Genomic DNA, 24,297 nt, shown 5'->3' with positions numbered 1-24,297 from the left:
TTAACGAACCGGAGGCAACAATGAGCAAGCGCATTAACTGGAGTGGCGTCTTCCCCGCGGTGACCACTCAATTCAACGACGACTTCTCCATCAACCTGGAAAAAACCCACCAGGTGATTTCCAACGTGATCCGTGACGGCGTGTCGGGCCTGGTGGTGTGCGGTTCGGTGGGGGAAAACACCTCGCTGACCGCCGAAGAAAAAATCGCTGTGACTGAAGTCGCGGTCGACGCTTCCCGCGGTCGCGTGCCGGTGATTTGCGGCGTGGCTGAATTCACCAGTATCGCAGCGGCTAAAGTCGCTAACGCCGTGCGCCGGGTCGGTGTCGACGGGGTCATGCTGATGCCGGCGCTGGTCTACGGTTCCAAGCCGTTCGAGACCGCCGAGCACTACCGCTACGTGGCGAAAAACGCCGACGTCCCGCTGATGGTTTACAACAACCCGCCGATCTACAAAAACGACGTTACCCCGGACATCCTGATTTCCCTGGCCGACTGCGACAACGTGGTGTGCTTCAAGGATTCCTCCGGCGACACCCGTCGGTTCATCGACGTGCGCAATGAAGTCGGTGACCGTTTCGTGCTGTTCGCCGGCCTTGATGACGTGGTGCTGGAAAGCATCGCCGTGGGCGCCGAAGGCTGGGTTTCGGGGATGTCCAACGTGTTCCCGAAAGAAGGCGAAACCATCTTCCGCCTGGCCAAGGCCGGTCGCTTCGCCGAAGCCATGCCGATCTACGAATGGCTGATGCCGATCCTGCACCTCGACGCCCGTGCCGACCTGGTGCAGTGCATCAAGCTGTGCGAAGCCATCGCCGGTCGCGGCAGCGCCCTGACCCGTCCGCCACGCCTGGCCCTGCCGGAAGCCGATCGGGTTTTCGTCGAGCAGATCATGGCCAAGGCCCTGGCCAATCGTCCGGAACTGCCGGACGTCGGTCTCTGAGTGATTGCCGGGCGGGTCCTTTGCGGACCCGGCCCGGCTGCCTGTCTTTGCGCCTCTACAGGAAACGTCAGCATGTCCAATCCTCACAGCTCCGCCCGCGCAACCACGCCCTCGGGACTCAAGCGTGTCGTGGCCGCCGCCATGGCCGGCACCGTCGCCGAATGGTATGAATTCTTCCTCTACGGCACCGCCTCGGCACTGGTTTTCGGCCAACTGTTCTTTCGCCAGACCGACAGCCCGATCGATGGCATCCTCGCCGCCTTCGCCCTGTATGCCGTCGGCTTCCTCGCCCGCCCATTGGGCGGCTTGGTGTTCGGTCACTACGGTGACAAATTCGGCCGCAAACGCCTGCTGCAATTGAGCCTGGTGGTAGTCGGCATCACCACATTCCTGATGGGTTGCCTGCCCGGCTTCGACCAGATCGGCTACGCCGCGCCCGTGTTACTGGTGCTGCTGCGGCTGATCCAGGGTTTCGCCTTCGGTGGTGAATGGGGCGGTGCGATTCTGCTGGTGTCCGAACATTGTCCGGACAATCGTCGAGGCTTCTGGGCCAGTTGGCCGCAAGCCGGTGTGCCGGCCGGTAACCTGGTGGCGACCGTCGCGTTGCTGCTGTTGTCGTCGAACCTGTCGGAGGAACAATTCCTCGCGTGGGGCTGGCGTGTAGCGTTCTGGTTCTCGGCGGTGGTGGTGCTGATCGGCTACTGGATTCGCACCAGCGTCGATGACGCGCCGATCTTCAAGGAAGCCCAGGCCCGTCAGGCGCAAAACAAGCAACAACAGCTTGGCGTGGTCGAAGTGCTGCGCCATCACTGGCGGGCGGTGCTGGTCGGTATCGGTGCGCGGTTTGCCGAGAACATCCTCTACTACACCGTCGTAACCTTTTCGATTACCTACCTGAAGCTGGTGGTGCACAAGGACACTTCAGAGATTCTGTTTCTGATGTTCGGCGCGCACCTGCTGCATTTCTTCATGATCCCGCTGATGGGTTATCTGTCCGACCTGGTCGGGCGTAAACCGGTGTACCTGACGGGTGCAATCCTCACCGCGTTCTGGGGCTTCGTCGGCTTCCCGATGATGGACACCGGCAACAACTGGCTGATCATCGGGGCAATCACCCTGGGCCTGGCGATCGAGTCGATGACCTACGCGCCCTACTCGGCGCTGATGGCCGAAATGTTCCCGACCCACGTGCGCTACACCGCGTTGTCCCTGTGCTATCAGGTGGCACCGATCTTCGCCGGCTCGTTGGCGCCGTTGATTGCCCTCACGTTGCTCAACAAGTACCACAGCTCGACACCGATCGCCTGGTACCTGGTCTGTGCCGCGCTGATCTCCATTGTCGCCGTCGGTTTGACTCGGGAAACCCGTGGTAAGTCGCTGCACCTGGTGGATAGCGAATCCGCTGCGCGCATCGCCGCCTTGGGCACCGCCGAACCCGCCACTGCACGTCGGGGTGATTCTCTGGCTTGACCTCAATACACAACCTGTAGCAGCTGCCGCAGGCTGCGTTCGAGCGCGTAGCGGTCGTCAAGACTGGCGACACGGTGTGACTGAGACACCGCGTTGCATGGTTTTACGACGGCTTCGTCCGTACGCGGCCCGCACCGAACGCAGCCTTCGGCAGCTGCTACAGGTCATGCGCTGCACCTGGCAACGTATTTAGCTTCACATTCCGACAGGAGTTATTCATGCCCCACATCATCGGCCACAACTACATCGGCGGTGCGCGCAGTGCCGCTGGCAACATCAGCGTGCAAAGCCATGACGCCAGCACCGGTGAAGCGCTGCCCTACTCATTCACGCAAGCCACCATTGAGGAAGTCGACGCCGCTGCCCAGGCCGCGGCTGCCGCCTACCCGGCCTTCCGCAACTTGCCGGCGAGCCGGCGCGCGGAATTTCTCGAGGCCATTGCCGCGCAACTGGATGCACTGGACGATGAGTTCGTTGCCGTGGTAACCCGCGAGACGGCACTGCCGACCGGGCGTATTCAGGGTGAGCGCGGTCGCACCAGCGGTCAGATGCGCCTGTTCGCTCAAGTCCTGCGCCGTGGTGATTTCTATGGCGCTCGCATCGACCGCGCCTTGCCCGAACGTCAGCCGCTGCCACGGGTGGACCTGCGCCAGTACCGGATCGGCGTCGGCCCGGTCGTGGTGTTTGGTGCGAGCAATTTTCCGCTGGCGTTCTCCACCGCCGGTGGCGACACCGCTGCCGCCCTGGCCGCCGGTTGCCCGGTGGTGTTCAAGGCTCACAGCGGGCATATGGCGACTGCCGAGCTCGTGGCCGATGCAATCATCCGCGCCGCCGAGCAAACCGGCATGCCCAAGGGTGTGTTCAACATGATCTACGGCGCGGGTGTCGGCGAAGCGTTGGTCAAGCATCCGGCGATCCAGGCGGTCGGCTTCACCGGTTCGCTCAAGGGCGGTCGCGCCCTCTGCGACATGGCCGCCGCACGGCCTCAGCCGATTCCGGTGTTCGCCGAAATGAGCAGCATCAATCCAGTGCTGGTACTGCCCGAAGCGCTGCAACTGAGGGGCGAGAAAATCGCCAGCGAACTTGCCGCGTCCGTGGTGCTCGGCTGCGGCCAGTTCTGCACCAACCCCGGATTGGTGATTGGCATGCGCTCCCCTGAATTCAGCGCATTTATTGAATCGCTCAGCACGGTAATGGCCGACCAGCCGGGGCAAACCATGCTCAACGCCGGCACGTTAACCAGCTACGCCAAGGGCGTGCAGGCGCTGCACGCGCATCCGCACATCAGCCACCTGGCCGGTCGTGAACAACAGGGCAAACAGGCCCAGACGCAACTGTTCAAGGCCGACGTCAGCCTGCTGCTCAATGGCGATCATCTGTTGCAGGAAGAAGTGTTCGGCCCCACCACGGTGCTGGTGGAAGTGGCCGACAAGGCCGAACTGCAACGGGCATTGCACAGCTTGCACGGTCAACTCACCGCCACGCTGATTGCCGAAGCCGGTGACCTGCAAACCCATGACGAACTGCTGCCGCTACTTGAACAGAAAGTCGGCCGGGTACTGTTCAACGGTTACCCGACCGGTGTCGAAGTCTGCGATGCGATGGTGCATGGCGGGCCCTACCCGGCCACCTCCGATGCCCGTGGCACCTCGGTCGGTAGCCTGGCCATCGAGCGTTTCCTGCGTCCGGTGTGCTACCAGAATTGCCCGGATGCGCTCTTGCCCGATGCCTTGAAAAACGCCAATCCGCTGGGCATCGCCCGTCTGGTCGATGGCAGCAGCCACCGCGACCCGCTGTAAAACCAAGCGGGCGCCACTGGCGCCCGTCTCCCTTCAATCCAGCAGTGCCTTCAAGTCGTTGTACAAGGCTTCGGGAATCTGCACGCCCTCCACCAAACTGCGTGCTCGCGCCTCGTAACGCCGTTGCGACGGCAAGCGTGCGCCCTGCCCTTGTATGCTCTGGAACATGACTTCGGCACGGGCCAGGTGCTGCTCGGTGGCCTCACCGAGAAAGCGTCGCGGATCGAGGGCGATGATCAGCTCGCCGTGATACGGCGACGACTTGCTGCCCGCGTCGTACGCCAGCGATTCGGCACTGGTCAGGTCACCAATCAACGGCCCGGCGATCAACTCCACCATGGCAGCCAGCGCCGAGCCCTTGTGCCCGCCGAACGTCAGCATCGCGCCGGTATCGAGCACCACGTTCGCATCGGTACTCGGCTGCCCGTCAGCATCGACGCCCCAACCTTCGGGAATCGCTTTGCCGGCACGTCGATGCAACTCGATTTCGCCACGGGCAATCGCGCTGGTGGCGAAGTCGAACACAAACGGATCGTTGCCCGAGCGCGGCCAACCAAACGCAATGGGATTGGTGCCGAACACCGGTTGACTGCCTCCCGCCGGCGCGACCCAGGCATGGCTGGGATTACATGCCAGCGCCACCAGGCCGGCAGCGGTCAGTTGCTCGATCTCGACCCACAGGGCGGAAAAATGCACACAGCGATTGATCGCCAGAGCCGCAATCCCGCTTGCCCGGGTTTTCTCCTCCAGTAATGGCAGACCCGCCTGAAACGCCAACTGGGAAAAACCACCCGCCGCATCGACCCGCACGATCGAAGGTGCCTGGTCGATCACCCGTGGCTCGGCATCGGCCACCACCTTGTCGGCCCTGAGCGAGTTCACGCACCCCAATACCCGGTACAAACCGTGGGAGGCGCAGCCATCGCGCTCGCCGGCAATCACCGTGGCGGCCACCGCCTGAGCGTGGGCAAGGTTGAAACCGTTGTGCAGCAAGATCGATTCGGCCAGCTCGCGAGCTTCGGCCAGGGACAGTCGTTTCATCATCAACTCCTTGGACAGACCGCCCAGACTGGCCCATTCCAGACGCCACGGCTTGATCGCTTTAGGCCCGGTCGACGACGAATTCGGCATACCCCGGCAACCCGACCATTCGTCGGCTGGGCCGCGCACCACCCCTTGACACCGATTGAGCTCTGCGCGAGTATTATTTCAATCGCATACGATACAAACGTATACGACAGACAAGCACCACCTATTGAAACGTTGAGGATTCATTCCATGAGCAAGATCGAAAAAGTACTGTTTACCGGCAAAACCCACACCACGTTCAGCGATGCGACCCGTGCCCACGGCAACCTCGACATCGAGCTGTCGTCGCCAGGTAACGCAAAACCGGCCCACGTGTTCGCAGCCACCCAAGCGCACCCGACCGCCGAGCAACTGTTCGCCGGTGCATGGTCGGCCTGCTACATCTCCGCCATCGAACACATAGCCAAGGCGAAAAAAGTGGTGCTGCCGGCCGATGTGTCCGTCGACATCGAGGTCGATCTGGGCCAGACCGGTCAGGCTTACTTCCTTCAGGCTCGATTCTTTGTCCGCTTGCCGGGCGTGGCACACGACGTCGCAACCGCACTGGCGCACGCCGCACACGAACTCTGCCCGTACTCGAAAGCGACGCTGGGCAACATCGACGTGGCAGTGAATGTCCTGACGGCGTGAAGATCGCTTTAATCCATTAAATATGTCGCATGCGATATAAGCGCATACGAAAACAGTAAGAACTTAGGAAATCATCATGAGCAAGATCGAAAAAGTACTGGCCACCGGCAAAACCCACACCACCGTCAGCGACGCTGGCAACACCTCGCGCGGCCATGACGGCAGTCTCGACATCACCCTGTCGACGCCTGGCAACGCCAAGCCAGCCCACGTGTTCGCAGCCACCCAGCCGCACCCAACTGCCGAGCAACTGTTCGCCGGCGCATGGTCGGCCTGCTACACCGCCGCCGTCGGGCTGGTGGCCGGTGAGATGAACGTGGTACTGCCGTCTGACCTGTCCGTCGACATCGAAGTCGATCTGGGTCAAACCGGTACGGCCTACTTCCTTCAGGCTCGATTGACCCTGCGCGTGCCGGGTTTGTCCCACGACATCGCGACGACACTGGCGCACACCGCCGATCAAATCTGCCCGTACTCGAAAGCGACGCGGGGTAACATTGACGTGGCCCTGAACGTCCTCACGGCTTGACGCACCGCGCGGCGTTGCTATCGATCGGCAGGGTCGGTACGCCACTAATATCGCATGCGCTTTAAGCGCATACGAATAACAAACCCAACACAACGTTGAGGACTCAACCATGAGCAAGATCGAAAAAGTCCTGGCCACAGGCAAAACCCACACGACGTTCAGCGACGGTGACAACTCTTCCCGCGGCCTCTCCATCCAGCTCTCGTCACCTGGAAACCCTAGACTGGCACACGAGTTCGCAGCCATCGTGCCGCACCCAACGGCAGAGCAGTTTTTCGCCGGCGCATGGTCGGCCTGCTACACCGCTGCCGTCGAGCTGGCGGCGAAAAATATGAAGGTGACGCTGCCGCCCAATCTGGCCATTGATATTGAAGTCGATCTGGGCCAGACCGGTCCGGCCTACTTCCTCCAGGCCCGGCTGACTCTTCGCGTGCCAGGCTTGACGCAAGACGTCGCGACGGAGCTGGCGCACGCCGCAGACCAAATCTGCCCGTACTCGAAGGCAACGCGCGGCAATATCGACGTGGTCATCAACGCCCTGACAGCGTGATGCACCATACGACCGGTTCGACTTTCGCCGTCGAACCGGTCGCCACCGTCAGTTAGAGTCGTTCCGACACAATCGCATACGAGGTATATTTCGTTTTTTTGCGAGCCATCCGTCTTTGGCCAACGAGGATGTACATGAAACCCACCGACAACACCGCCCCCGATAACCTGAAGCTCTCCGAATTCCTGTGTTTTGCGGTCTATTCCACCAACCTGGCCTTCGGCAAGGCTTACAAGCCGATACTCGAGCAGCTTGGGCTGACCTATACGCAATACATCACCATCGTCGCGCTATGGGAGGAAGACGATCAGACCGTCGGCAGCCTGGGCGAGAAGCTGTTTCTGGAATCGAACACCTTGACCCCAATCCTGAAGAAGCTGGAAGCGATGGGCTTTTTGCAAAGGCAGCGCGATCCCGAGGACGAGCGCCAGGTGCGGATCAGCCTGACGAAGAACGGCCGACAGCTGCGCGAAAGCCAACCGGAAATGGGCCTCGCCGACGCGACGGGCCTGACGCTCGACGAGTTCACGACCATGCAGAAGGCGATCGTGAAGCTGCGCAACAATCTGATCAAGTCGACGAAAGCCGGGGAATGAGCCGGCACGCCGATCTGGACATTCTCAAGCGCGCGAACTAGCGCGCCACGTCATCCCGCACCACCCCGCGCTCCTCCAGCAAGCGCACAAACATGGTCAGACTTTGCGACACCGTCCCCCGGCGCCATACCAGCCAGGTGCGCAAATAGCGGAACGATTCCGATAACGGCCAGACGCTCACCGTAGTGCATCCGGGCATGCTGTTGAGCATGCTGCGGGGCATCAGCGCCAAGCCTGCACCGGCGCTGACGCACGCCAGCATGCCGTGATAGGACTCCATTTCGAAAATCTTGCCGGGCACCGCCGCGTCCTTGGCGAACCAGCTTTCGAAGTGGTGTCGGTAGGAACAATTGGAGCGGAAGGCATAGATGTTTTCGCCATTAACATCCCGCGCACGGTGGATGGGGGAATGGTTGAGCGGTGCGATCACCACCATCTCTTCCTCAAACGCCGGCACGCCTTCCAGTGCCGGGTGCAGCACCGGTCCATCGACAAACGCTGCCGCCAATCTGCCCGACAACACCCCGTCGATCATGGTCCCCGAAGGTCCGGTGGACAGATCCAGCTCGACCTTGGCGTGTTTCTGGTTATATGCGGCCAACAACTCAGGGATACGCACCGCGGCGGTGCTCTCCAGTGACCCCAGCGGAAACGATCCCTGCGGTTCTTCGCCCGCCACCGTCGCGCGAGCCTCCTGGACCAGGTCGAGGATGCGCCGGGCATAGTCGAGAAAACTCCAGCCGGCCGGCGATAGGCGCAGGCGGCTTTTCTCGCGGATAAACAGGTCCACGCCCAGATCCAGCTCCAGTTGCTTGATCCGCGTCGTCAGGTTCGACGGCACCCGGTGGATGTGCTGAGCCGCCGCGCTGATGCTGCCGTGTTCGGCGACGGCTTTGAAAATTTCCAGCTGAACCAGATCCAAGGCATTCTCCAAACGTGAACGATATGCTCAGTATTATTCAGTTTCCAGAAAACAAACGCCACCGTAACCTGAGCGCATCCCCACCTAGCAGGACGGTGCCATGACTCAAGTTTCCAGCCTCACCTATGCCATTTCGATCAACCCCGCCAACGGCGAGCAGATCGGCCACTACCCTTTCGAATCCGCATCGGCACTGGACGCCGCCCTGTCCCGCGCTGCTGCCGGGTTTCGCGCCTGGCGCAGCAAACCGGTTGATCAACGTTCACAGTTGTTGATCACCCTGGCTCAGGCATTGCGCGACAACGCCGCTGCGATGGCGAACATGATCACCCTGGAAATGGGCAAGCCGATCACTCAGGCGCGCGGCGAAATCGAAAAGTGCGCGCAACTCTGCGAGTGGTACGCCGAACACGGCCCGGCGATGCTGAGCGCTGAACCGACGCTGGTTGAAGGTGGAAAAGCGCGCATTGAATATCGCCCGCTCGGCCCGATTCTCGCGGTGATGCCGTGGAACTTCCCGATCTGGCAGGTCCTGCGTGGCGCGGTTCCAGCATTGATCGCCGGTAACACCTACGTGCTCAAACATGCGCCCAACGTGATGGGAAGCGCTTATCTGTTGCGGGAAGCCTTCAAGCAAGCCGACTTCCCCGAAGGCGTCTTCGAGGTGATCAATGTCACGCCAGACGGTGTCTCCTCCGCGATCGCCGATCCACGCATTGCGGCAGTCACCCTCACCGGCAGCGTGCGAGCCGGCATCGCCATCGGCGCTCAAGCCGGTGCGGCGTTGAAGAAGTGCGTGCTGGAACTGGGCGGCTCCGATCCGTTCATTGTCCTTAACGATGCCGACCTCGACGAAGCGGTCAAAGCCGCGGTGATTGGCCGTTATCAGAACACCGGGCAAGTTTGCGCGGCGGCCAAACGCTTGATCGTCGAGCAAGGCATCGTCGAGGAATTCACGCGCAAGTTCGTCGAAGCCACGCAAAAACTGGTGGTCGGCGATCCACTGGCCGCCAACACTTACATCGGGCCGATGGCTCGCTTTGATCTGCGTGATGAACTGGATCAACAGGTGCGCGATACCCTGGAAGAAGGCGCGACGTTGCTGATGGGTGGCAAGAAGGCTGAAGGCCCTGGCAACTTTTACGAGCCTACTGTCTTCGGTGATGTCACCGACCAGATGACCTCGTTCAAACAGGAACTGTTTGGCCCGGTGGCCTCGATCATCACCGCGCGCGATGCGGCGCATGCGTTGGCACTGGCGAATGACAGTGAGTTCGGCCTCGCTGCAACCATTTACACACGCAACGTCGAGCTTGCCGAGCAGATGGCCGGTGAACTGGAAACCGGTGGTGTGTTCATCAATGGTTATTGCGCCTCCGACCCACGTGTCACCTTCGGCGGCGTGAAGAAAAGCGGGTTTGGCCGTGAACTCTCGCATTTCGGTGTGCGCGAGTTCTGCAATGCCCAGACGGTGTGGCTGGATCGGCACTGATCGCATAACGATGCCCGGGAGCTTTTGGCTCCCGGGCTCAAGCGCTATTCGTTCAGGTAATACAGCTTGTTCACAATCATCCAGCGGTAATTGATGTTCAGTAGCGAGAGATAATCGGTAAATCGCATGCCGAGATAATCATCAGTGACTTTTACCGCGGCGGCATCGCCCGTGACATCGATGCTGAGCACTTCCCAAAACGGTTTGACCTCTTTGGCTGCCGGCCCCTCGGCCTTGATCGCGCTGATAAATTCCTCCAGGGATGCCCATTCAAGCTTTCCTTCGTAATGACCAATGATGCGGCAAGAAGGATGGAAGGCCTGTCGCAGCAAGGCTTCATCAGCGAACACCATGCCTTCTACATAATTGCGGACCACCACGTTGATGTGTTCTTTAGCCAGCAGTTGAGTCGTCATGTCATACCTCCAGCGTTCTCACCATCGCACCGCCGGATCAGGTTATTCGATCATCCATCCCACCCTGAAAGTCTAGCACCGCGCGCTTAACCGCCCCGGACGGCGACTATGATGATGGGGGTCACCTGCCTTTCGAGGAGCTGAGAGATGTCGCTGACTCTTTACTACCATCCGCTGTCGTCGTTCTGCCACAAAGTGCTCATCGCGCTCTATGAAAACGCTGTCGAATTCGAGAAGCGGATCATCGATCTTGCGAACGATGCAGACAGAGCAGAGCTGCAAGCGCTGTGGCCGCTCGGCAAGTTCCCGGTCATCCGCGACCACGCTCGCCAGCGCAACGTGGCGGAGACCACGATCATCATCGAATACCTGGACCGATTTTATGCCGGTGAACATCCACTCGTTCCCAACGATTGGGACACCGCACTGGAGGTCCGTCTGTGGGACCGTGTCTGCGACCACTATCTCCAGGCGCCGCTGCAACAGATCGTGTTTGATCGCCTGCGCGGCACTCACGGCGATTTGAGCAGAGAACGTTCCACACTGCAGACGACGTACGGCATGCTCGATCACCAGATGGCCTCCAGAATCTGGCTCGCCAGTGATGATTTCAACCTGGCCGATTGCGCCGCGGCCCCGGCCCTGTTTTATGCCAGTACGCTCGAGCCGTTTCCCAACGACTACGGTCACCTGAAAGCCTATTTCGACAGGCTCACGAGCAGACCGTCCGTCCAGCGGGTCATCGACGAAGCCAGGCCCTACTTCTCGATGTATCCGTTTGCCGAAGCCATCCCGGAGCGGTTTCGCTAGCGCGCCTAAGCGACAATATCGATCAACTGCTCGCGCTGCGCCCCCGTCAGCATTGGACCGAAACCTGCCCCGGCATTGTCCGCCATGTAACGCGGGTTGCCGGTGCCGGGGATGACGCAGGTCACCGCCGAATGCGTCAGCAGGAACTTGAGCGCCAGTTGCGCCCAGCTGGTGATCCCCACTTGCGCGGCCCACCCCGGTAGCGGCTTGCCCTTCAAGCGGGCGAGCAAATCACCACCGCCGAAAGGCCGATTGCAGATCACCGCCACGCCTCGTTCGCGACACAGCGGCAGGATGCGTTTTTCGACGCCGCGATCGTCCAGGGCATAGTTGATCTGCAAAAAGTCCAATGGCTCGGCCTTGAGCACCGCTTCCACTTCGTCATACGCCGACGCCGTGTAATGGGTGATGCCAATGTAACGAATGCGCCCTTCTTCCTTCCATTTGCGCAGCGTGGGCAAATGGGTTTTCCAGTCCAGCAGGTTGTGAATCTGCATCAGGTCGATCCGGTCGGTCTGCAGCAGTTTGAAGGACTGTTCCATCTGCGCGATGCCTTCTTCGCGGCCACGGGTCCACACCTTGGTGGCCAGAAACGCCGGCGAGCGCGGTTCATGAATCGACAACAGCTCACCGGTCGTCTGTTCGGCGCGACCGTACATCGGCGAACTGTCGATCACCTTCCCGCCCTTCTCGAACAACGCGCGCAGCACCGCAGGCAGCTGCTTGTAGGCGGGGCTTGAAGGCTCGACATCAAAACCGCGATACGTGCCCAGCCCAACGATCGGTAGTAGTTCGGCGCTGGATGGAATGGCCCGGGTCAGCATGTTCTTGCCTCCTGTTTCGGTCGACGGCGTGGATGCTGCGAAAGCCGGATCGAAGGTGAAAACCGCCGAAGCACCGGCAGCCAGCGTGAGTATTTTTCGACGCGTGTACCCATCAGTGTGGCTCATGGAATTGTCCTTCCACATTTTTGCTGTCAGCCACGGTCCACAGCACTTCTCGCGCCGGACGCACGAGGCTAGCCACATCAGCATAGCTACCGGCGACACAAGCACCGCAACCTCCAACAGCACCCGCACGCAGAAATGGAAAGCAAAGCCCAGCCTCAGTGCCCAATGCCAATCAGTTAAGCCGCAACACGATCCTTGTAGCAGCTGGCGAAGCCTGCGTTCGGCTGCGCAGCAGTCGTGAAATCAGACGATGCGGTGTTTCAGGAACACCGCAAACTTAGGTTTTACGACTGCTTCGCAGCCGAACGCAGGCTTCGCCAGCTGCTACAAGGATCGCGTTTTGGCTTAACTGAACGGCATTAGCCGCTCTTTCGGACGGCAGAACGTTGAGCCATTTGGCAGCGATGGGCATGGGTGCCCTCCCGGTGCGTGACGCTATCGGTCTACTACACTCTGACAGCGATCAAGCGATAGCCGTCTTCCGGCCAGAGCCGTCAATGCCGCCCACTAAAGTTAGCCGAATGCCACGAATCCTGGTGTCAATCGTCGTCATCATCGCCGTCGTGTATCTGGCGCTCTGCGCTGCGCTGTTTGTGTTCCAGCGCGCCCTCATCTACTTCCCGCAACCGCGCGCTGTCGGCACCTCGGCAACGCTGCTCACGTTGTCCGTCGACGACGCTCAGGTGCTGGTGTCCTTCAGGCCGCACGAGGGGGCCAAAGCGTTGATCTATTTCGGTGGAAATGCCGAGGACGTCTCCCGGAGCCTGCCTTCGTTTTCCGCAGCCTTTGCCGGTCACGCCGTCTACTTGCTGCACTACCGAGGCTACGGTGGCAGTTCCGGATCGCCCTCCGAGGAGATGATTTCGCGCGACGCCCTGACCTTGTTTGACCTGGTCTACGCCACCCATCCACACATTACGGTGGTCGGTCGCAGCCTCGGCTCGGGCGTCGCCGTGCGCCTCGCCAGCCAACGCCCGGCGGCGCGTCTGGTGCTGATCACGCCCTACAACAGTGTTGAAGAACTCGCCGCCCGGCAGTTCCCCATCTTCCCGGTGAAGTGGTTGCTCAAGGACACCTTTGAATCCTGGAAGTACGCCGCCCACATCACGGTGCCGACGCTGTTGATCGCGGCTGAGCACGACGAAGTGATACCGCGTTCCAGCACCGAGCGGCTCTTCACGCATTTCGCCAAGGGGGTGGCGTCGCTGAAGGTCATACCGGGTACGGGGCACAACTCGATATCCGAGAGTCCCGAGTACCTCAAGGTGTTGGGCGATGGTTTGTGAGTGGCGGTGCCCACCGCGCCTAGAAGACACATGCTTCTGCGAAGTGCGCGCCTTGTGACTTAGCGCAGCGATCGAAACGCCGTGCGAAGTTCCTCGGTAAACAGCTGCGGCTGTTCCCAAGCCGCAAAGTGGCCGCCCTTGTCGGCCTGGTGGAAGTAGATCAGGTTGCTATAGGCGCGCCGTGCCCACGACTCCGGCGGGCAGTAGACATCCTCTGGAAACACCGTGACGGCCACCGGCAGCGAAATCTCGGTGGTCTTCTGTGCGGCCGAAGAAAGTGGGCTTCGCCCCATGTTCTCCCAGTAGAGCCTTGCTGCCGAAGCAGCGCTATTCGTCAGCCAGTAGAGTGTGATGTCGTCCAGCACTTCATCCTTCGTCGGCGATTGTTGGGGGTCGGCGCCGTATGTCCACCGGGCAAAACCAGGATGCACGAGCATCAGCGCCGCGAGGAAGGCCGGTGAATCCGTCGCGCCATAACCGATCATCTGCGGCCGCGCGGCCATCATCGCGCTGTACGCCAGGTTTCCCTGTTTGACGAGCGTGGCGACGGCGTCATAGGTCGCGCGTTCTTCCTCGGAAAATCCCGCTGGCGCCGGTCCGCCAACAGCGAGCGCCGCGCTCGCTTCCGCCGGTATCGTGGCTGGCAGGTTAAGGTGAATACCGCGCAACCCGGCCGGCGCCTGGCGCGCCATCGCGCTGGTAATGGGCGCGCCCCAGTCGCCACCCTGGGCCACGTAGTGCGTGTATTCGAGGCGCTGCATCAGCTGCGCCCAGACCCGGGCGATGTGGTCCGGATCCCAACCGATACCACTCGGCTTGCCAGAGAAGCCGTAACCAGGAATGGACGGAATCACCACATCGAACGCATCCGCCGCATTGCCCCCGTGCGCGGGCGGATCGGTGAGCGGACCGACGACCTTGATGAACTCGAACACCGAGCCTGGCCAACCGTGGGTCATGATCATTGGCAAAGCGTTCGGGTGGGGGGAGCGCACCCAGATAAAGTGGATATCGACCCCGTCGAGGGTGGTCACGTACTGCGGCAGGGCATTGAGCTGCGCCTCGGCCTTGCGCCAGTCGTAGCTCGTGCCCCAGTAGCGAACCAGCGCCTGCAGCTGTTCCAGCTGTGCGCCCTGTGATCGATCGGAAACCGTCTCTTTGTCCGGCCAGCGGGTCGCCGCGAGACGGTTGCGCAGATCGACGAGTTCCTTGTCCGCCACATTGGCGTGGAAGGGTTGAATGGTTGGGGAATCAGCGGCGCTGGCGAAGGCCGAGACGCAAAGCGCGAGGGTAGCGATAACAACCGCGAATAGTGGCTTCATCTTCATTACCTCAGTTGAGGGTCACGATGAGTGATGAGTTTGCGCTTATCGGTCACCGAAGACGCTTTACCAGCCAGTCAGAGAAGACATTGGGCACGTGAGCCATATCGCAAGGGCGAAACGCCAAGCTTCACCCTTGCGATACCTTGCCCATATTGCGTAACAGGTCCGGCTCAGATCAGGTTGATTTCAACGTTGATGTTGCCCCGCGTGGCTTTGGAATATGGACACAGCTTGTGCCCTTCATCCACCAGCGCTCGGGCTGTTTCGCGGTCCATTCCCGGCAGGCTGATGTTGAGGCGAGCCTGCAGGAGGTAACCGCCTGCGTTGGTGCCCAGGTCAACTTCGGCGTCAATGGCCAGGTCAGGCGGGAGCGTGACCTTCATTTTGCCGGCAGCGACCTGCATCGCACCGATGAAGCAGGCTGACCACCCGGTGGCGAACAACTGCTCCGGATTGGTGCCGTCGCCCTTGGTGCCGGGGGACGAAAGCTTGACGTCGAGTCGTCCATCATCACTGCGTGATGCGCCGTCCCGCCCACCGGTGGTGTGGACTTTGGCGGTGTACAGTACTTTTTCGATCTGGGTCATGATGATCTCCTGATTGAAAATGCTGGATGAAAAAAATTGCCCTCCGTGAGCGTATCGACCAGTCCTTCTTGCGTAACCCGCAGCGGACTGGACCTTTCAATATAGATGGCGGTGGGCGACTTCGGGCTAAGAATAAGCCCCAATCACCCACTTAACTTTTTCAAGCGCCTCACGCAGTGCGCCCATCTCTGCCGACCCCAGCGCCAAGCGAATCGCATGCGGTACATGAGCAGAAGTGGCAAAAGGCTCAGCGGTTGAAACCGCCACTTTTTCACGCAGCAGCGCCGCAGCGATCTGGTCTGCCCTCGCATCTTCAGACAAAGGCAGCCAAAGAAAATAGGACGACGGATGACGAATGCACGGAAGGCCCGCCAGCACTTCGGCGGCCATGGTTTGCCTGGCCTGTGCATCCCGGCGTTTTTCAGTTTCCAGTTGCATGACGGTGCCATCGTCGAGCCACGTGCTCGCGATTGCCGTCAGCACGCCCGGGGTATTCCAGGTGGTCGCCCTGATTGTTCGCTCCAACGCGGGCACTTTTTCGGCCGGGGCTGCGACGAAACCTACGCGCAGTCCAGTGGCCACACTCTTGGAGAGCCCTGAAACGTAAACGGTCCGTTCGGGAGCGAGTTGCGCTAACGGTGCAGGTGGGTTCTCGGCAAGAAAGGCATAGGCGGCGTCCTCGATGATGAGCAAGTCGTGCCTGCGTGCAATCGTCACCAGCGACTCGCGCTGATCGGCACTCATCACCCATCCCAGCGGATTGTGCAGCGTCGGCATCGAGTACACCGCCCGCACACGACGACTCCGGCACAGACGATCCAGCGCCTCCAGATCAGGTCCCTGTTCGGTCACGGGAATGGGCACGATTTCAAGGTGCAGGGCTTCGGCCAGCACGATGAATCCTGAATAGGTCAGCGCATCCGCTGCAATCACATCACCGGGTTGCAGCAGCGCCATCATCGTCACGGCCAGCCCATGCTGGGCACCACTGACCATCAACACTTGCTCGACATCCACCGTCAGCCCTCGGGCGAGCAAATGGCGCGCCACCGAGGCGCGCTCATGCAGACGCCCGGCGTGTGGCTGGTAGCGCAACAGGGATTCCAGATCACCGCCCAAGGCGAGCTGGCGCAGCGCATTTCGCAAGAGTTCTGCCTGCCCTGGCAGCGAGGGATAGTTGAAATTGAGGTCGGTCATTCCAACGGCAATGTTTTTCTGGTCGATACCCAGGCCAGGCGGCAACGACGTCTCCCGCACGAACGTGCCTCGCCCCGTCTCGCCGCTGACCAGGCCCATGGCTTCGAGCTCTGCATAGACCCGAGAGGCGGTCACCAATGCCAGCCCTTCTGTTGCCGCCAGTTGGCGATGCGTCGGCAAGCGCGTGCCCGGCAACAATCGGCCTGACCGGATGTCAGCCGCCAAAGCATCCACTAATGACTTGTACCGTGAGCGAGGCATGTCAGATGTATCCATGACAATTTTTTGATTGTAGTGATCGTCGATCATACGATGGATCTCTGCAAATTGAGAGTGCCCTCAGATGGAACGGACCCTGCAAAACCCAATGACGGAAAAGACCGCGAGCGGATGGCTCAACGGGTTCATCGGCGTGCTGATTTTCAGCGGCTCGCTGCCGGCCACACGGTTGGCCGTGCTGGAGTTCGACCCGGTGTTCCTGACCGTTGCCCGAGCGGCGATTGCCGGGCTTCTGGCGCTTTGCATGCTGGTTCTGTTCAAAGAAAAACGGCCCGCCAAGCATCAGCTTATGCCTTTGGCGATCGTGGCAATGGGCGTTGTAGTAGGGTTTCCGCTGCTGACGGCGCTGGCGCTTCAGTACGTGACGTCGGCGCATTCCATCGTCTTCGTTGGCCTGTTGCCACTCGCCACGGCGGTGTTCGGTGTGTTGCGTGGCGGGGAGCGTCCACGGCCGGTGTTCTGGTTCTTCTCGGTGCTGGGCAGCGCGTTGGTCGTGGGGTTTGCTGTCTCGCAAGGCCTGACCGCTTCGCCCACCGGCGACATTCTCATGCTGCTGGCCATCCTCGCCTGCGGGCTGGGTTATGCAGAAGGTGCAAAGCTTTCAAGAACACTGGGGGGCTGGCAGGTCATCTCTTGGGCATTGGTCCTGTCGATGCCCGTCATGGTCCCGCTGACCTGGTTTCTTGCTCCTGCCTCGTTCTCGGGAATCACCCCATCCGCGTGGTTCAGCCTGGCGTACGTATCGATCTTCAGTATGCTGGTCGGTTTCGTATTCTGGTACCGCGGGCTGGCCCAAGGGGGGATTGCCGCCGTCGGCCAGCTTCAGCTGCTGCAGCCGTTTTTTGGTTTGGCGCTGGCGGCCACCCTGCTTCACGAACACGTCAGCATCGGCATGCTGGGGGTTACCGTCGCGGTGATCCTTTGCGTGGCCGGAGCGAAGAAGTTTTCGAAGTAAGCGGGCGCGACAAGCGTTGCTGCCAGTTACCGCCATTGGCGCGCTGGCATTCTTCTTCAGAATCGAACTGCACATGGGCCGATACCGGGCTGACGGGAACATCCGCTTCGCTTAACGCTATGGCGGTCAACTCGAGCATGCGCTCACCCTGCCCACTGGCCAGCGCCTGATCCTTGTTGGCCTGCGTATCGAAGACCCAGATGACCCGCAGACTGGAGGGAAACAGGTCGTAATCGATCTCGTGGGTCAGCCAGCAGAACCCAAGGATTTCCACTTTGGCCGTCTCACACGCCTCGGTCAGGGTGGCCACCAGGCGACGCTCGATGTGCGCCTGATCGCGTTTGCTTAGCGGCATGATTGCGTCCTTGTGACGGGTAAAAAGAAGCCATCATACGACACCTCCATGTCCTCTTTGGCGGACGCACTGCGTCCAGCGCAAATATGTCTCTTTCGCCCGTGAACCATGTGTTGAAGCGCCAGTCATAGCCGAGCCGTGAATTCCACTTGCCCGCTCAGAGCTATTCATCCATGCGCCAAACCGTCCTGTCCGTTCGCGTTGCCTCGCTCTGTTTCATTCCTCTGCTTTCCCTGTTCGCCAACCCCGCCCACGCCGGTGCCGAAAGGCAGTTGGTGGAAGCCATCAACGACTACCGCGCTCACCCCGATCGCTGCTTGGGGCGCGCGGGTCGAGCGTTATCGCCGCTGGCATTGAAGTCGAACCTGGCCTTGCCGATCGGCTATGGCGGCGGTTTGCGCGATCGATTGAAAGCGTCCGGCTATCAGGCGGTGACCGTGCGCACGATTCGTGTGGTCGGTGCGCAGGATGCCGATGAGGCCTTCGACATGCTCCAGAGTGATTACTGCGGGGCATTGCTCGATACCCAATATGCCGACATTGGCGTCAGTCGCGCCCGGAGTGAGTGGCAGGTGGTACTGGCGCAACCCGTGCTGGACAGTCGTGTGGGTGATTCGCGAGCCGTCAGCAAAGCGTTGCTGGCACAGGTCAATGCGGCACGCTCAAAGCCGCGCCTCTGCGGTCGTCAGCGCTTCGCCGCCGCACGGCCATTGGCCTGGAACGCAGCCTTGGGCGCTGCGGCGCAAGGGCATAGCAAGGCGATGGCCTACGGCAACTACTTCGCCCACCAGGACCCCGACGGTGACATGCCCGCAGACCGGGCCAGAGCCGCTGGTTTCCGTGGCCGGCAGATCGGCGAGAACATCGCTGCCGGCCAGGGCTCACCGAGCAAGGCCATGTCGGGCTGGCTGGCCAGCCCGGGGCATTGCGCCAACCTGATGAACCCGATGTTTACCCAGATGGGCGCAGCCTATGCGGCGGACGCGCGTAGCGATGAAGGCGTTTATTGGACGATGTTGTTTGGCGCGCCGTGAGTGATTGAGCGGCGCCTCATTTGGGGCGCCGCACCGCCCTCACCTTCCCACTGCCACCGCCGCCGCAGAAAAACTGATCGCCGCCATCCGATTCAAGCCCCGACACCCCGACGCCGGCCGGCAGCTTCACGCTCTCCAGCACCTCGCCGGTGGTCGAATCGATATGGCGTAACTCACTCTCGTCTTCTTCCCAGGTGCCATGCCACAGCTGCCCCTCGACCCAGGTCACCCCGGTGACAAAGCGGTTGGATTCAAGGGTGCGCAGAATCGCGCCGGTCTCGGGATCGATCTGATGAATCTTGCGATCCCGATATTCGCCGACCCACAGCGTCCCTTCTGCCCACGTCAGCCCTGAGTCACTGCCGCCAGGCGCCGGAATAGTCGCGAGTACACGGCCGGTCTGCGGGTCAATTTTCTGGATACGGTCCTCGGCGATCTGGAACAGGTGCTGCCCGTCGAAGGCGGTGCCGGCATGGGCGGCGACATCGATTGAGCGCAGTGTCTTGCCACTTTCAGGGTCCAGGGCGTTGAGTTTGTCGCCGGTGGCAAACCACACGTGCTGGCCGTCCCAGGTGACGCCATGCACCTTGTCGACACCGGCAAAGGGTCCATATTCACGAACGATTTTGGCTGCTGACTGTTTCATGTTGGCATTCCTCGTTACGGGTGGGTGGCGTTCATCCTAGTCACCCGGCAACGGAACCGGGAGTAACAAGGTCGTCGCGAAACCCGGCACCGGCGGCGTCATCCAGCGACGTGCCCGGCCGCGACCGAACGACTGCACCTTGCCCGCGCGGGCCAGTTCATCGAGTGCCCGTTGCACCGTGCGCTGGCTGGCACCGAGGGCCAGTGCCAGGGCCGAACTCGACCACGACTCACCGTCGACGAGGAAAGCAAACACCGACCCGTGCTTCTCTTCGACGTGTTGCGCCAGCACCACAACGTCAGAGGCAACCAGAGAAACCAACGCAAAACCGCGCTGGGTAGCCGTCACGCCGGCCAAGGGTTTAAGCGCCGCACGCAGTCGCCCGACTTCGACTCTCAACCGCGCGCGAAGTGACTCATCGGCGTGCTTCAAACGAAAGGCCCGGGCAATCAGCGTTTCCCTCGACACGTCGGCCGGCCACGCTTCGGCCAGTGCCCGTGCGAGGGCGAACAAGACCGGGCGTGTGGCGAGGGAGACCGACATGCCGGCGCCACGCACCACGTAGCGACAGGCGTCCACGACCATCGACGTGGACGCGAGTAACGCTTCAACCTCCTCCAGCAACAGAGGCCGTTCTTCGCCATAGGCAATCAAACGCGCGACGGGCGTGTCCAGGACAAGGGCCGCGTTTTCCACCTCGGCCGTCAGCGCAGGAATATCGGCGTCGCGCGCGGCGTGCTCGGCCCTCGTGAGTGCAGACCGCGCCTTGTTCGTCTCGAGTCGTCGCATCGCGATCCCCGCCACGACCAGTTCGTGGGCGGTGCGCAATGCCGGCGGCAATGGCGCGGGATCAAGCTCGGCGAGCAGCACGTCGGCCTCTTCGAGATGCCCGATCAGCAGCAAACGCCGAATCTGCAGATACCGCGCATGAGCAGCGTTCACTCGATCGCCGTGCGCCTCAAGCGTCACCCGCGCCGACTCGAGTGCCTTCACCGGCCAGCCCAACTCCCGGGAGGCCAGCGCGATCTCGGCCTCGGCAACCACACAGCGCGCCCGAGCCAAGGCCTCCTTCGGCCCGAAGGCCCGCGCCGCCCTCTGCACCAGCGCCTTGGCTCGCACCAGATCGCCGAGTTGCGCCATCGCAATCCCGCGCAACGCCAGCGCCGGCGCATCGTCGCGCAACGCGACCCGGTCCAGCGCGCCGAGCGGATCACCCGCAGCCAGCGCCTGCGCTGCGGCCGTGATCAGCGAGTCCATCGCAATCCCGCCACCGTTGTCACTCCCACCGTCGGATGTTCGCTGTTGAGTCTATCTCACGATGACCCATCACGAAGGCTCCGCCAGCGGCCAGCGGGTATCGGTTTTTCTTAGCGGGTGATTTAAAACGGTTGCTCGGCCTGAGGAACGGCGCGCTTTTGCTGGCACAGCAAAACCACACACTCGCTGACGAAGGCCCCGGCCACCGCCAGCGCCATGTCTTTCTGTGAATCCCAGGGATCGTTCTGCGCGCCGATGAAGGCACGCGAGGTGTCGTCGCCCAGGTAGGCGCCACCGATCCATTCCACCAGTTCGTAAATAGCCGACGTCGACAGAATGATGTTCAACGCCATAAACACCAGCCAGAAACCCCGCAACGGCGTCAGGCGCACCAGCACTTCTCGAATGGGATAAACCATCAGCAGCCCATAGCTCAGATGGACCAGCCGATCAAAATGATTGCGATGCAACCCCAGCGCTTTATCGAAGCTGACCCCGGTCAAGGCTGAACACCATTGGTCGTACGGCACCTTGGCATAGGTGTAGTGAGAACCCAGTTCGTGAATGCACAGGAAAACGAATACCAGACTGAGGGAAACAGCAGACAGGCGAAACCGGCCGGAGACAGCCACCAGCGCTCCCACAAGGAATAGCACCAGCAGGTTTTCCAGTGCCCAATCCACTCGGCTGCGGGGTGAATAACCCGACACACGACGATCAACACAAACAGCATCAGCAGCGTCAGGTCGTATTGCAGGTGTGCCTTGGGCTGCATGGTTTGAGTTCCTCACATCGGAGAATGGCGCCTGAGTCCTTCTACATGGATCAACCGATCGCGAATCTGGTTCAGGCACTTCGACAAAAGGCAGCATAAAAACCGTAACCGGTGTCCGGAATTGCTTGACCAGTTCAAGCTCGCCCGCGAAGAGACCCAAGCTAAATCCGGCCCAGAAAATACTCAGAGCCCTTTTTGCAGGGGATGGATAGAAGTTTCCTTTCCAGGTTCACCACGGCTTGGGTCCGGCTTTTGCGACCAACGGTGGAAATGCCCGGCAAGTCCCGTAGGGCCGAAGTGAAAACCTCTAATCCGGTAGTCTCAGCCACTCAATCAGACTTGGATCATCGACAACCCAGCACGCTGCAAATAAATGCTTACAAATTAGAAACTCATTAAACCCGATCTTGTACTAGCGAGTGTTAGCTTGACCGCTTTATCGGGCCATGAGATGCCAAAGTCTTAATTATGCGCATCAAACTTCCCAGCCTTCCTGCCCTCGGTGCATACCTTGCGCTCTCTTGCCTTTTTGCCGCCGCATGGTTCTTCAACCCCGCCAATACGCATTCCTCTTTTGCCCTGATCAGTCCAGTGATGGCCGTAGCCGGTAAAGTGGCCAAGCCCATTTATACCAGCCGCTTCGCCTCGTCCGGGCTGGTGGATTTCGTGCATTCCTCGGCGGTGACCGCCTTGCCCGACGGTAGCCTGATGACGGTCTGGTTCGCCGGCTCCCGCGAAGGCGCGGCCGATGTGCAGGTGCGCTCCGCCCGTTTCGACCCGAAAACCAGCGAGTGGGGGGCTGAAAAGGTATTGGCGACTCGGGATTCGACCCAACAGGGCACGCGAAAATACATTCGCAAGCTGGGTAACCCGGTGGTTGCCCTCGCGCCGGATAATCGCGTGTGGTTGTTCTACGTGTCCGTGTCCATGGGCGGCTGGGCCGGCAGCGCGGTCAATGTGATGGTGTCAGACGACTTCGGTGAAAGCTGGTCGGCCCCGCGCCAACTGATCACCTCACCCTTTCTGAACATCAGCACGCTGGTCCGGTCAGCACCGGTGTTTCATGCCGACGGCTCCATCGGCTTACCGGTCTACCACGAGTTTCTGGGCAAGTTTGCCGAGTACCTCTACTTGAGCGCAGACGGCAATGTGATCGACAAATTCCGCATCAGCTACGGCAATAATTCATTGCAACCCACGGTGGTTCCGCTGGACGGCCAGCGCGGCATCGCCTTGCTGCGCTATGCCGGCGACACCCACCACCGTGTGCTGGCGACCCGCACCGAAGACGCCGGTCAAACCTGGAGCGAACCTTATCCGCTCGATCCCTCGAATCCGAACTCATCTCTGGCCGCCGTCGCGACGCCCGAACATGGGTTGCTGGTGGCGCTCAACGACCTGCAGGAGGGGCGCTTCAAGCTGAGTCTTTATGGGACCGACGCGAAAATGGACGATTGGCGCTCGTTGCGGGACCTGGACAAGTCACCTGATCCCGAAGGCGCTCCGTTTTCTCCCGAGGCCTACAAGGAAATCATCGGCAAGGAGTTCCGCGGTTCCAGCGGCGCGCTTCGTCAACCGCTGGAAGCACAGTTCCTGGACAACCTCGACAACCGTGTCTGTAAAAGCCAGGGGTGTGAGTTTGAATATGAATACCCGTACTTCATCCGCAGCCCCGACGGGATGTATCACTTGGTTTATTCCTGGAACAACACCTTCATCAAGCACGTCACCTTCAACGATGCCTGGCTCAACGAGCGTCGCAAATGATCAGCCTGTGGCAAGCCCATGCCAGCTTCGCAATGATCATCTTCCTGGTGCTGCCTTCTTTCGGCTTGCCCAGGACCTGGCGGATCGCACTGTTGGCCGCATTGCTGGCAGCCAGCTTCATACCGCTGGACGGGTTGTCGTTGGCCGCCTATATGCGCAGCTACATTGATGACCTGGCGATCACCTCCATGGTGTTCATGGCGTGGAGCTGCTTGCGTCGGCTGGACATCCTGCCGCCTGCACGGGGCAAAACCGGCGTATTGATCCTCTTCGCCGCGATGGCCCTGGTGCTGTACCCGGCAACCCTGGGCATGAGTGATCTGGACCCCTATCGGTTTGGCTACAGCCCACGCCCCATGCTGATTTTCGTCGCCGTGCTGACACTGGGCCTGTTTTACCTGCGCAACAGCCTGGCGGTCGTGATGCTGGCCAGCGCGACCCTGGCCTTCATTGCCGGGATCAAACCTTCGCAAAACTATTGGGATTACCTGGTTGATCCGCTGCTGGGTCTGTATTGCAGCCTGGCCCTGCTGATGCTTGCCATACGCTGGACGTATCGCCGGGCAACCAAGCGCCGCGGTGCCGTGGGCGATGTGTCCAGTTCCGTTTGAGATTTAACGACTTTATTAACAGGGGAACATGG

At 60.9% G+C, this 24,297-nt stretch carries 24 protein-coding genes and 1 pseudogene; 14 read left to right on the top strand and 11 right to left on the bottom strand.

Going from position 1 to position 24,297, the window contains the following annotated elements:
• Positions 1-20 precede the first annotated feature (20 nt).
• From ACMXYI_RS19060 to ACMXYI_RS19050, 3 genes are all read left to right on the top strand, one after another.
• Positions 21-938: a dihydrodipicolinate synthase family protein gene (locus ACMXYI_RS19060; protein WP_033056590.1), complete on the top strand. Its 918-nt coding sequence runs from the start codon at positions 21-23 to the stop codon at positions 936-938.
• Positions 939-1,010: 72 nt separating this feature from the next.
• Positions 1,011-2,408 carry a fosfomycin efflux MFS transporter AbaF gene (abaF, locus tag ACMXYI_RS19055; protein ID WP_415768570.1) on the top strand — a complete coding sequence of 466 codons (1,398 nt, stop codon included), beginning with the start codon at positions 1,011-1,013 and terminating at the stop codon, positions 2,406-2,408.
• A gap of 218 nt (positions 2,409-2,626) precedes the next feature.
• Complete coding sequence (locus ACMXYI_RS19050) at positions 2,627-4,207, top strand: aldehyde dehydrogenase (NADP(+)) (RefSeq protein WP_415768569.1); 1,581 nt, start codon at positions 2,627-2,629, stop codon at positions 4,205-4,207.
• Positions 4,208-4,240: 33 nt separating this feature from the next.
• Here the strand turns inward: ACMXYI_RS19050 and ACMXYI_RS19045 are convergent, their stop codons facing one another.
• Positions 4,241-5,248 (bottom strand): Ldh family oxidoreductase, encoded by a 1,008-nt coding sequence (locus ACMXYI_RS19045; protein WP_415773928.1) that lies wholly within the window; start codon positions 5,246-5,248, stop codon positions 4,241-4,243.
• Between the two features lie 237 nt (positions 5,249-5,485).
• Between ACMXYI_RS19045 and ACMXYI_RS19040 the strand changes: the two genes are divergently transcribed.
• The 4 genes from ACMXYI_RS19040 (at position 5,486) to ACMXYI_RS19025 (ending at position 7,601) form a co-directional block, all read left to right on the top strand.
• Entirely contained in the window at positions 5,486-5,926 is a 441-nt protein-coding gene (locus tag ACMXYI_RS19040; protein WP_415768568.1) for an Ohr family peroxiredoxin, read from the top strand.
• A 76-nt stretch (positions 5,927-6,002) separates the two neighbouring features.
• Complete coding sequence (locus ACMXYI_RS19035) at positions 6,003-6,455, top strand: Ohr family peroxiredoxin (protein ID WP_415768567.1); 453 nt, start codon at positions 6,003-6,005, stop codon at positions 6,453-6,455.
• A gap of 109 nt (positions 6,456-6,564) precedes the next feature.
• Positions 6,565-7,005, top strand: a complete 441-nt coding sequence (locus tag ACMXYI_RS19030; RefSeq protein WP_415768566.1) for an Ohr family peroxiredoxin — start codon at positions 6,565-6,567, stop codon at positions 7,003-7,005.
• Positions 7,006-7,139: 134 nt separating this feature from the next.
• Complete coding sequence (locus tag ACMXYI_RS19025; RefSeq protein WP_415768565.1) at positions 7,140-7,601, top strand: MarR family winged helix-turn-helix transcriptional regulator; 462 nt, start codon at positions 7,140-7,142, stop codon at positions 7,599-7,601.
• A 37-nt stretch (positions 7,602-7,638) separates the two neighbouring features.
• Here the strand turns inward: ACMXYI_RS19025 and ptrR are convergent, their stop codons facing one another.
• Entirely contained in the window at positions 7,639-8,523 is an 885-nt protein-coding gene (gene ptrR / locus ACMXYI_RS19020; RefSeq protein ID WP_415768564.1) for a putrescine utilization regulator PtrR, read from the bottom strand.
• Between the two features lie 100 nt (positions 8,524-8,623).
• Here ptrR and ACMXYI_RS19015 point away from each other — a divergent pair, with 100 nt between their 5' ends.
• The gene (locus tag ACMXYI_RS19015; RefSeq protein ID WP_415768563.1) at positions 8,624-10,015 is read left to right on the top strand and encodes an aldehyde dehydrogenase family protein; all 1,392 of its coding nucleotides are present in this window, start codon (positions 8,624-8,626) and stop codon (positions 10,013-10,015) included.
• 44 nt (positions 10,016-10,059) lie between these two features.
• Here the strand turns inward: ACMXYI_RS19015 and ACMXYI_RS19010 are convergent, their stop codons facing one another.
• On the bottom strand, positions 10,060-10,431 hold the full coding sequence (locus tag ACMXYI_RS19010; protein WP_415768562.1) for a nuclear transport factor 2 family protein: 372 nt from the start codon (positions 10,429-10,431) through the stop codon (positions 10,060-10,062).
• A gap of 147 nt (positions 10,432-10,578) precedes the next feature.
• Here ACMXYI_RS19010 and ACMXYI_RS19005 point away from each other — a divergent pair, with 147 nt between their 5' ends.
• Positions 10,579-11,241, top strand: coding sequence for a glutathione S-transferase family protein (locus tag ACMXYI_RS19005; protein WP_415768561.1), 663 nt, complete (start codon positions 10,579-10,581; stop codon positions 11,239-11,241).
• Between the two features lie 5 nt (positions 11,242-11,246).
• Here ACMXYI_RS19005 and ACMXYI_RS19000 read toward each other — a convergent pair whose 3' ends face one another.
• Entirely contained in the window at positions 11,247-12,191 is a 945-nt protein-coding gene (locus ACMXYI_RS19000; protein ID WP_415768560.1) for an aldo/keto reductase, read from the bottom strand.
• A 497-nt stretch (positions 12,192-12,688) separates the two neighbouring features.
• Here ACMXYI_RS19000 and ACMXYI_RS18995 point away from each other — a divergent pair, with 497 nt between their 5' ends.
• The gene (locus ACMXYI_RS18995; protein ID WP_415768559.1) at positions 12,689-13,477 is read left to right on the top strand and encodes an alpha/beta hydrolase; all 789 of its coding nucleotides are present in this window, start codon (positions 12,689-12,691) and stop codon (positions 13,475-13,477) included.
• A gap of 59 nt (positions 13,478-13,536) precedes the next feature.
• On the opposite strand, the gene ACMXYI_RS18990 is transcribed toward ACMXYI_RS18995, so the two are convergent.
• The 3 genes from ACMXYI_RS18990 to ACMXYI_RS18980 form a co-directional block, all read right to left on the bottom strand.
• On the bottom strand, positions 13,537-14,799 hold the full coding sequence (locus ACMXYI_RS18990) for an epoxide hydrolase family protein (protein WP_415768558.1): 1,263 nt from the start codon (positions 14,797-14,799) through the stop codon (positions 13,537-13,539).
• Between the two features lie 173 nt (positions 14,800-14,972).
• Positions 14,973-15,389 carry an organic hydroperoxide resistance protein gene (locus tag ACMXYI_RS18985; protein WP_415768557.1) on the bottom strand — a complete coding sequence of 139 codons (417 nt, stop codon included), beginning with the start codon at positions 15,387-15,389 and terminating at the stop codon, positions 14,973-14,975.
• A gap of 126 nt (positions 15,390-15,515) precedes the next feature.
• Positions 15,516-16,847 carry a PLP-dependent aminotransferase family protein gene (locus tag ACMXYI_RS18980; RefSeq protein WP_415773927.1) on the bottom strand — a complete coding sequence of 444 codons (1,332 nt, stop codon included), beginning with the start codon at positions 16,845-16,847 and terminating at the stop codon, positions 15,516-15,518.
• An 82-nt stretch (positions 16,848-16,929) separates the two neighbouring features.
• On the opposite strand from ACMXYI_RS18980, the gene ACMXYI_RS18975 reads away from it, so the two are divergent.
• Positions 16,930-17,820 (top strand): DMT family transporter, encoded by an 891-nt coding sequence (locus ACMXYI_RS18975; protein WP_415768556.1) that lies wholly within the window; start codon positions 16,930-16,932, stop codon positions 17,818-17,820.
• On the opposite strand, the gene ACMXYI_RS18970 is transcribed toward ACMXYI_RS18975, so the two are convergent.
• The gene (locus ACMXYI_RS18970) at positions 17,768-18,175 is read right to left on the bottom strand and encodes a hypothetical protein (protein ID WP_415768555.1); all 408 of its coding nucleotides are present in this window, start codon (positions 18,173-18,175) and stop codon (positions 17,768-17,770) included. The two genes, ACMXYI_RS18975 and ACMXYI_RS18970, sit on opposite strands and share 53 nt — an antisense overlap.
• A gap of 173 nt (positions 18,176-18,348) precedes the next feature.
• Between ACMXYI_RS18970 and ACMXYI_RS18965 the strand changes: the two genes are divergently transcribed.
• The gene (locus ACMXYI_RS18965) at positions 18,349-19,209 is read left to right on the top strand and encodes a CAP domain-containing protein (RefSeq protein ID WP_415768554.1); all 861 of its coding nucleotides are present in this window, start codon (positions 18,349-18,351) and stop codon (positions 19,207-19,209) included.
• A 16-nt stretch (positions 19,210-19,225) separates the two neighbouring features.
• Here ACMXYI_RS18965 and ACMXYI_RS18960 read toward each other — a convergent pair whose 3' ends face one another.
• The 3 genes and pseudogenes from ACMXYI_RS18960 to ACMXYI_RS18950 form a co-directional block, all read right to left on the bottom strand.
• On the bottom strand, positions 19,226-19,855 hold the full coding sequence (locus ACMXYI_RS18960; protein WP_415768553.1) for a Vgb family protein: 630 nt from the start codon (positions 19,853-19,855) through the stop codon (positions 19,226-19,228).
• Between the two features lie 36 nt (positions 19,856-19,891).
• A complete protein-coding gene (locus tag ACMXYI_RS18955; RefSeq protein WP_415768552.1) occupies positions 19,892-21,112 on the bottom strand; it encodes a helix-turn-helix domain-containing protein in 1,221 nt (406 codons plus the stop codon).
• Positions 21,113-21,234: 122 nt separating this feature from the next.
• Positions 21,235-21,887 (bottom strand): annotated as a pseudogene (locus ACMXYI_RS18950) (DUF2238 domain-containing protein).
• 468 nt (positions 21,888-22,355) lie between these two features.
• Here ACMXYI_RS18950 and ACMXYI_RS18945 point away from each other — a divergent pair.
• Positions 22,356-23,654: a sialidase family protein gene (locus tag ACMXYI_RS18945; RefSeq protein ID WP_415768551.1), complete on the top strand. Its 1,299-nt coding sequence runs from the start codon at positions 22,356-22,358 to the stop codon at positions 23,652-23,654.
• Complete coding sequence (locus tag ACMXYI_RS18940; protein WP_415768550.1) at positions 23,651-24,265, top strand: hypothetical protein; 615 nt, start codon at positions 23,651-23,653, stop codon at positions 24,263-24,265. The genes ACMXYI_RS18945 and ACMXYI_RS18940 overlap by 4 nt, the downstream gene beginning before the upstream one ends.
• The last annotated feature ends 32 nt before the right edge of the window (positions 24,266-24,297 follow it).

The organism is Pseudomonas lyxosi (genome assembly GCF_047758685.1).
In the GTDB taxonomy this organism is placed as follows: Bacteria; Pseudomonadota; Gammaproteobacteria; order Pseudomonadales; family Pseudomonadaceae; genus Aquipseudomonas; species Aquipseudomonas lyxosi.
Note: the sequence above shows the minus strand (reverse complement) of the source record. Positions and strands in the feature narration are given on the sequence as shown.

Excerpts from the sequence above, each read along its gene's own strand:
- ACMXYI_RS19015 (WP_415768563.1), top strand. The coding sequence starts at position 8,624 with ATGACTCAAGTTTCCAGCCTCACCTATGCCATTTCGATCAACCCCGCC.
- ACMXYI_RS18945 (WP_415768551.1), top strand. The coding sequence starts at position 22,356 with ATGCGCATCAAACTTCCCAGCCTTCCTGCCCTCGGTGCATACCTTGCG.
- ACMXYI_RS19010 (WP_415768562.1), bottom strand. The coding sequence starts at position 10,431 with ATGACGACTCAACTGCTGGCTAAAGAACACATCAACGTGGTGGTCCGC.
- ACMXYI_RS18980 (WP_415773927.1), bottom strand. The coding sequence starts at position 16,847 with ATGCCTCGCTCACGGTACAAGTCATTAGTGGATGCTTTGGCGGCTGAC.
- ACMXYI_RS18955 (WP_415768552.1), bottom strand. The coding sequence starts at position 21,112 with ATGGACTCGCTGATCACGGCCGCAGCGCAGGCGCTGGCTGCGGGTGAT.
- ACMXYI_RS19030 (WP_415768566.1), top strand. The coding sequence starts at position 6,565 with ATGAGCAAGATCGAAAAAGTCCTGGCCACAGGCAAAACCCACACGACG.
- ACMXYI_RS18960 (WP_415768553.1), bottom strand. The coding sequence starts at position 19,855 with ATGAAACAGTCAGCAGCCAAAATCGTTCGTGAATATGGACCCTTTGCC.
- ACMXYI_RS18970 (WP_415768555.1), bottom strand. The coding sequence starts at position 18,175 with ATGCCGCTAAGCAAACGCGATCAGGCGCACATCGAGCGTCGCCTGGTG.
- ACMXYI_RS18990 (WP_415768558.1), bottom strand. The coding sequence starts at position 14,799 with ATGAAGCCACTATTCGCGGTTGTTATCGCTACCCTCGCGCTTTGCGTC.
- ACMXYI_RS19035 (WP_415768567.1), top strand. The coding sequence starts at position 6,003 with ATGAGCAAGATCGAAAAAGTACTGGCCACCGGCAAAACCCACACCACC.
- ACMXYI_RS19060 (WP_033056590.1), top strand. The coding sequence starts at position 21 with ATGAGCAAGCGCATTAACTGGAGTGGCGTCTTCCCCGCGGTGACCACT.
- abaF (WP_415768570.1), top strand. The coding sequence starts at position 1,011 with ATGTCCAATCCTCACAGCTCCGCCCGCGCAACCACGCCCTCGGGACTC.
- ACMXYI_RS18975 (WP_415768556.1), top strand. The coding sequence starts at position 16,930 with ATGGAACGGACCCTGCAAAACCCAATGACGGAAAAGACCGCGAGCGGA.
- ACMXYI_RS18965 (WP_415768554.1), top strand. The coding sequence starts at position 18,349 with ATGCGCCAAACCGTCCTGTCCGTTCGCGTTGCCTCGCTCTGTTTCATT.
- ACMXYI_RS19050 (WP_415768569.1), top strand. The coding sequence starts at position 2,627 with ATGCCCCACATCATCGGCCACAACTACATCGGCGGTGCGCGCAGTGCC.
- ACMXYI_RS19000 (WP_415768560.1), bottom strand. The coding sequence starts at position 12,191 with ATGAGCCACACTGATGGGTACACGCGTCGAAAAATACTCACGCTGGCT.
- ACMXYI_RS18985 (WP_415768557.1), bottom strand. The coding sequence starts at position 15,389 with ATGACCCAGATCGAAAAAGTACTGTACACCGCCAAAGTCCACACCACC.
- ACMXYI_RS19040 (WP_415768568.1), top strand. The coding sequence starts at position 5,486 with ATGAGCAAGATCGAAAAAGTACTGTTTACCGGCAAAACCCACACCACG.
- ACMXYI_RS19005 (WP_415768561.1), top strand. The coding sequence starts at position 10,579 with ATGTCGCTGACTCTTTACTACCATCCGCTGTCGTCGTTCTGCCACAAA.
- ACMXYI_RS19045 (WP_415773928.1), bottom strand. The coding sequence starts at position 5,248 with ATGAAACGACTGTCCCTGGCCGAAGCTCGCGAGCTGGCCGAATCGATC.
- ACMXYI_RS18940 (WP_415768550.1), top strand. The coding sequence starts at position 23,651 with ATGATCAGCCTGTGGCAAGCCCATGCCAGCTTCGCAATGATCATCTTC.
- ACMXYI_RS19025 (WP_415768565.1), top strand. The coding sequence starts at position 7,140 with ATGAAACCCACCGACAACACCGCCCCCGATAACCTGAAGCTCTCCGAA.
- ACMXYI_RS18995 (WP_415768559.1), top strand. The coding sequence starts at position 12,689 with ATGCCGCCCACTAAAGTTAGCCGAATGCCACGAATCCTGGTGTCAATC.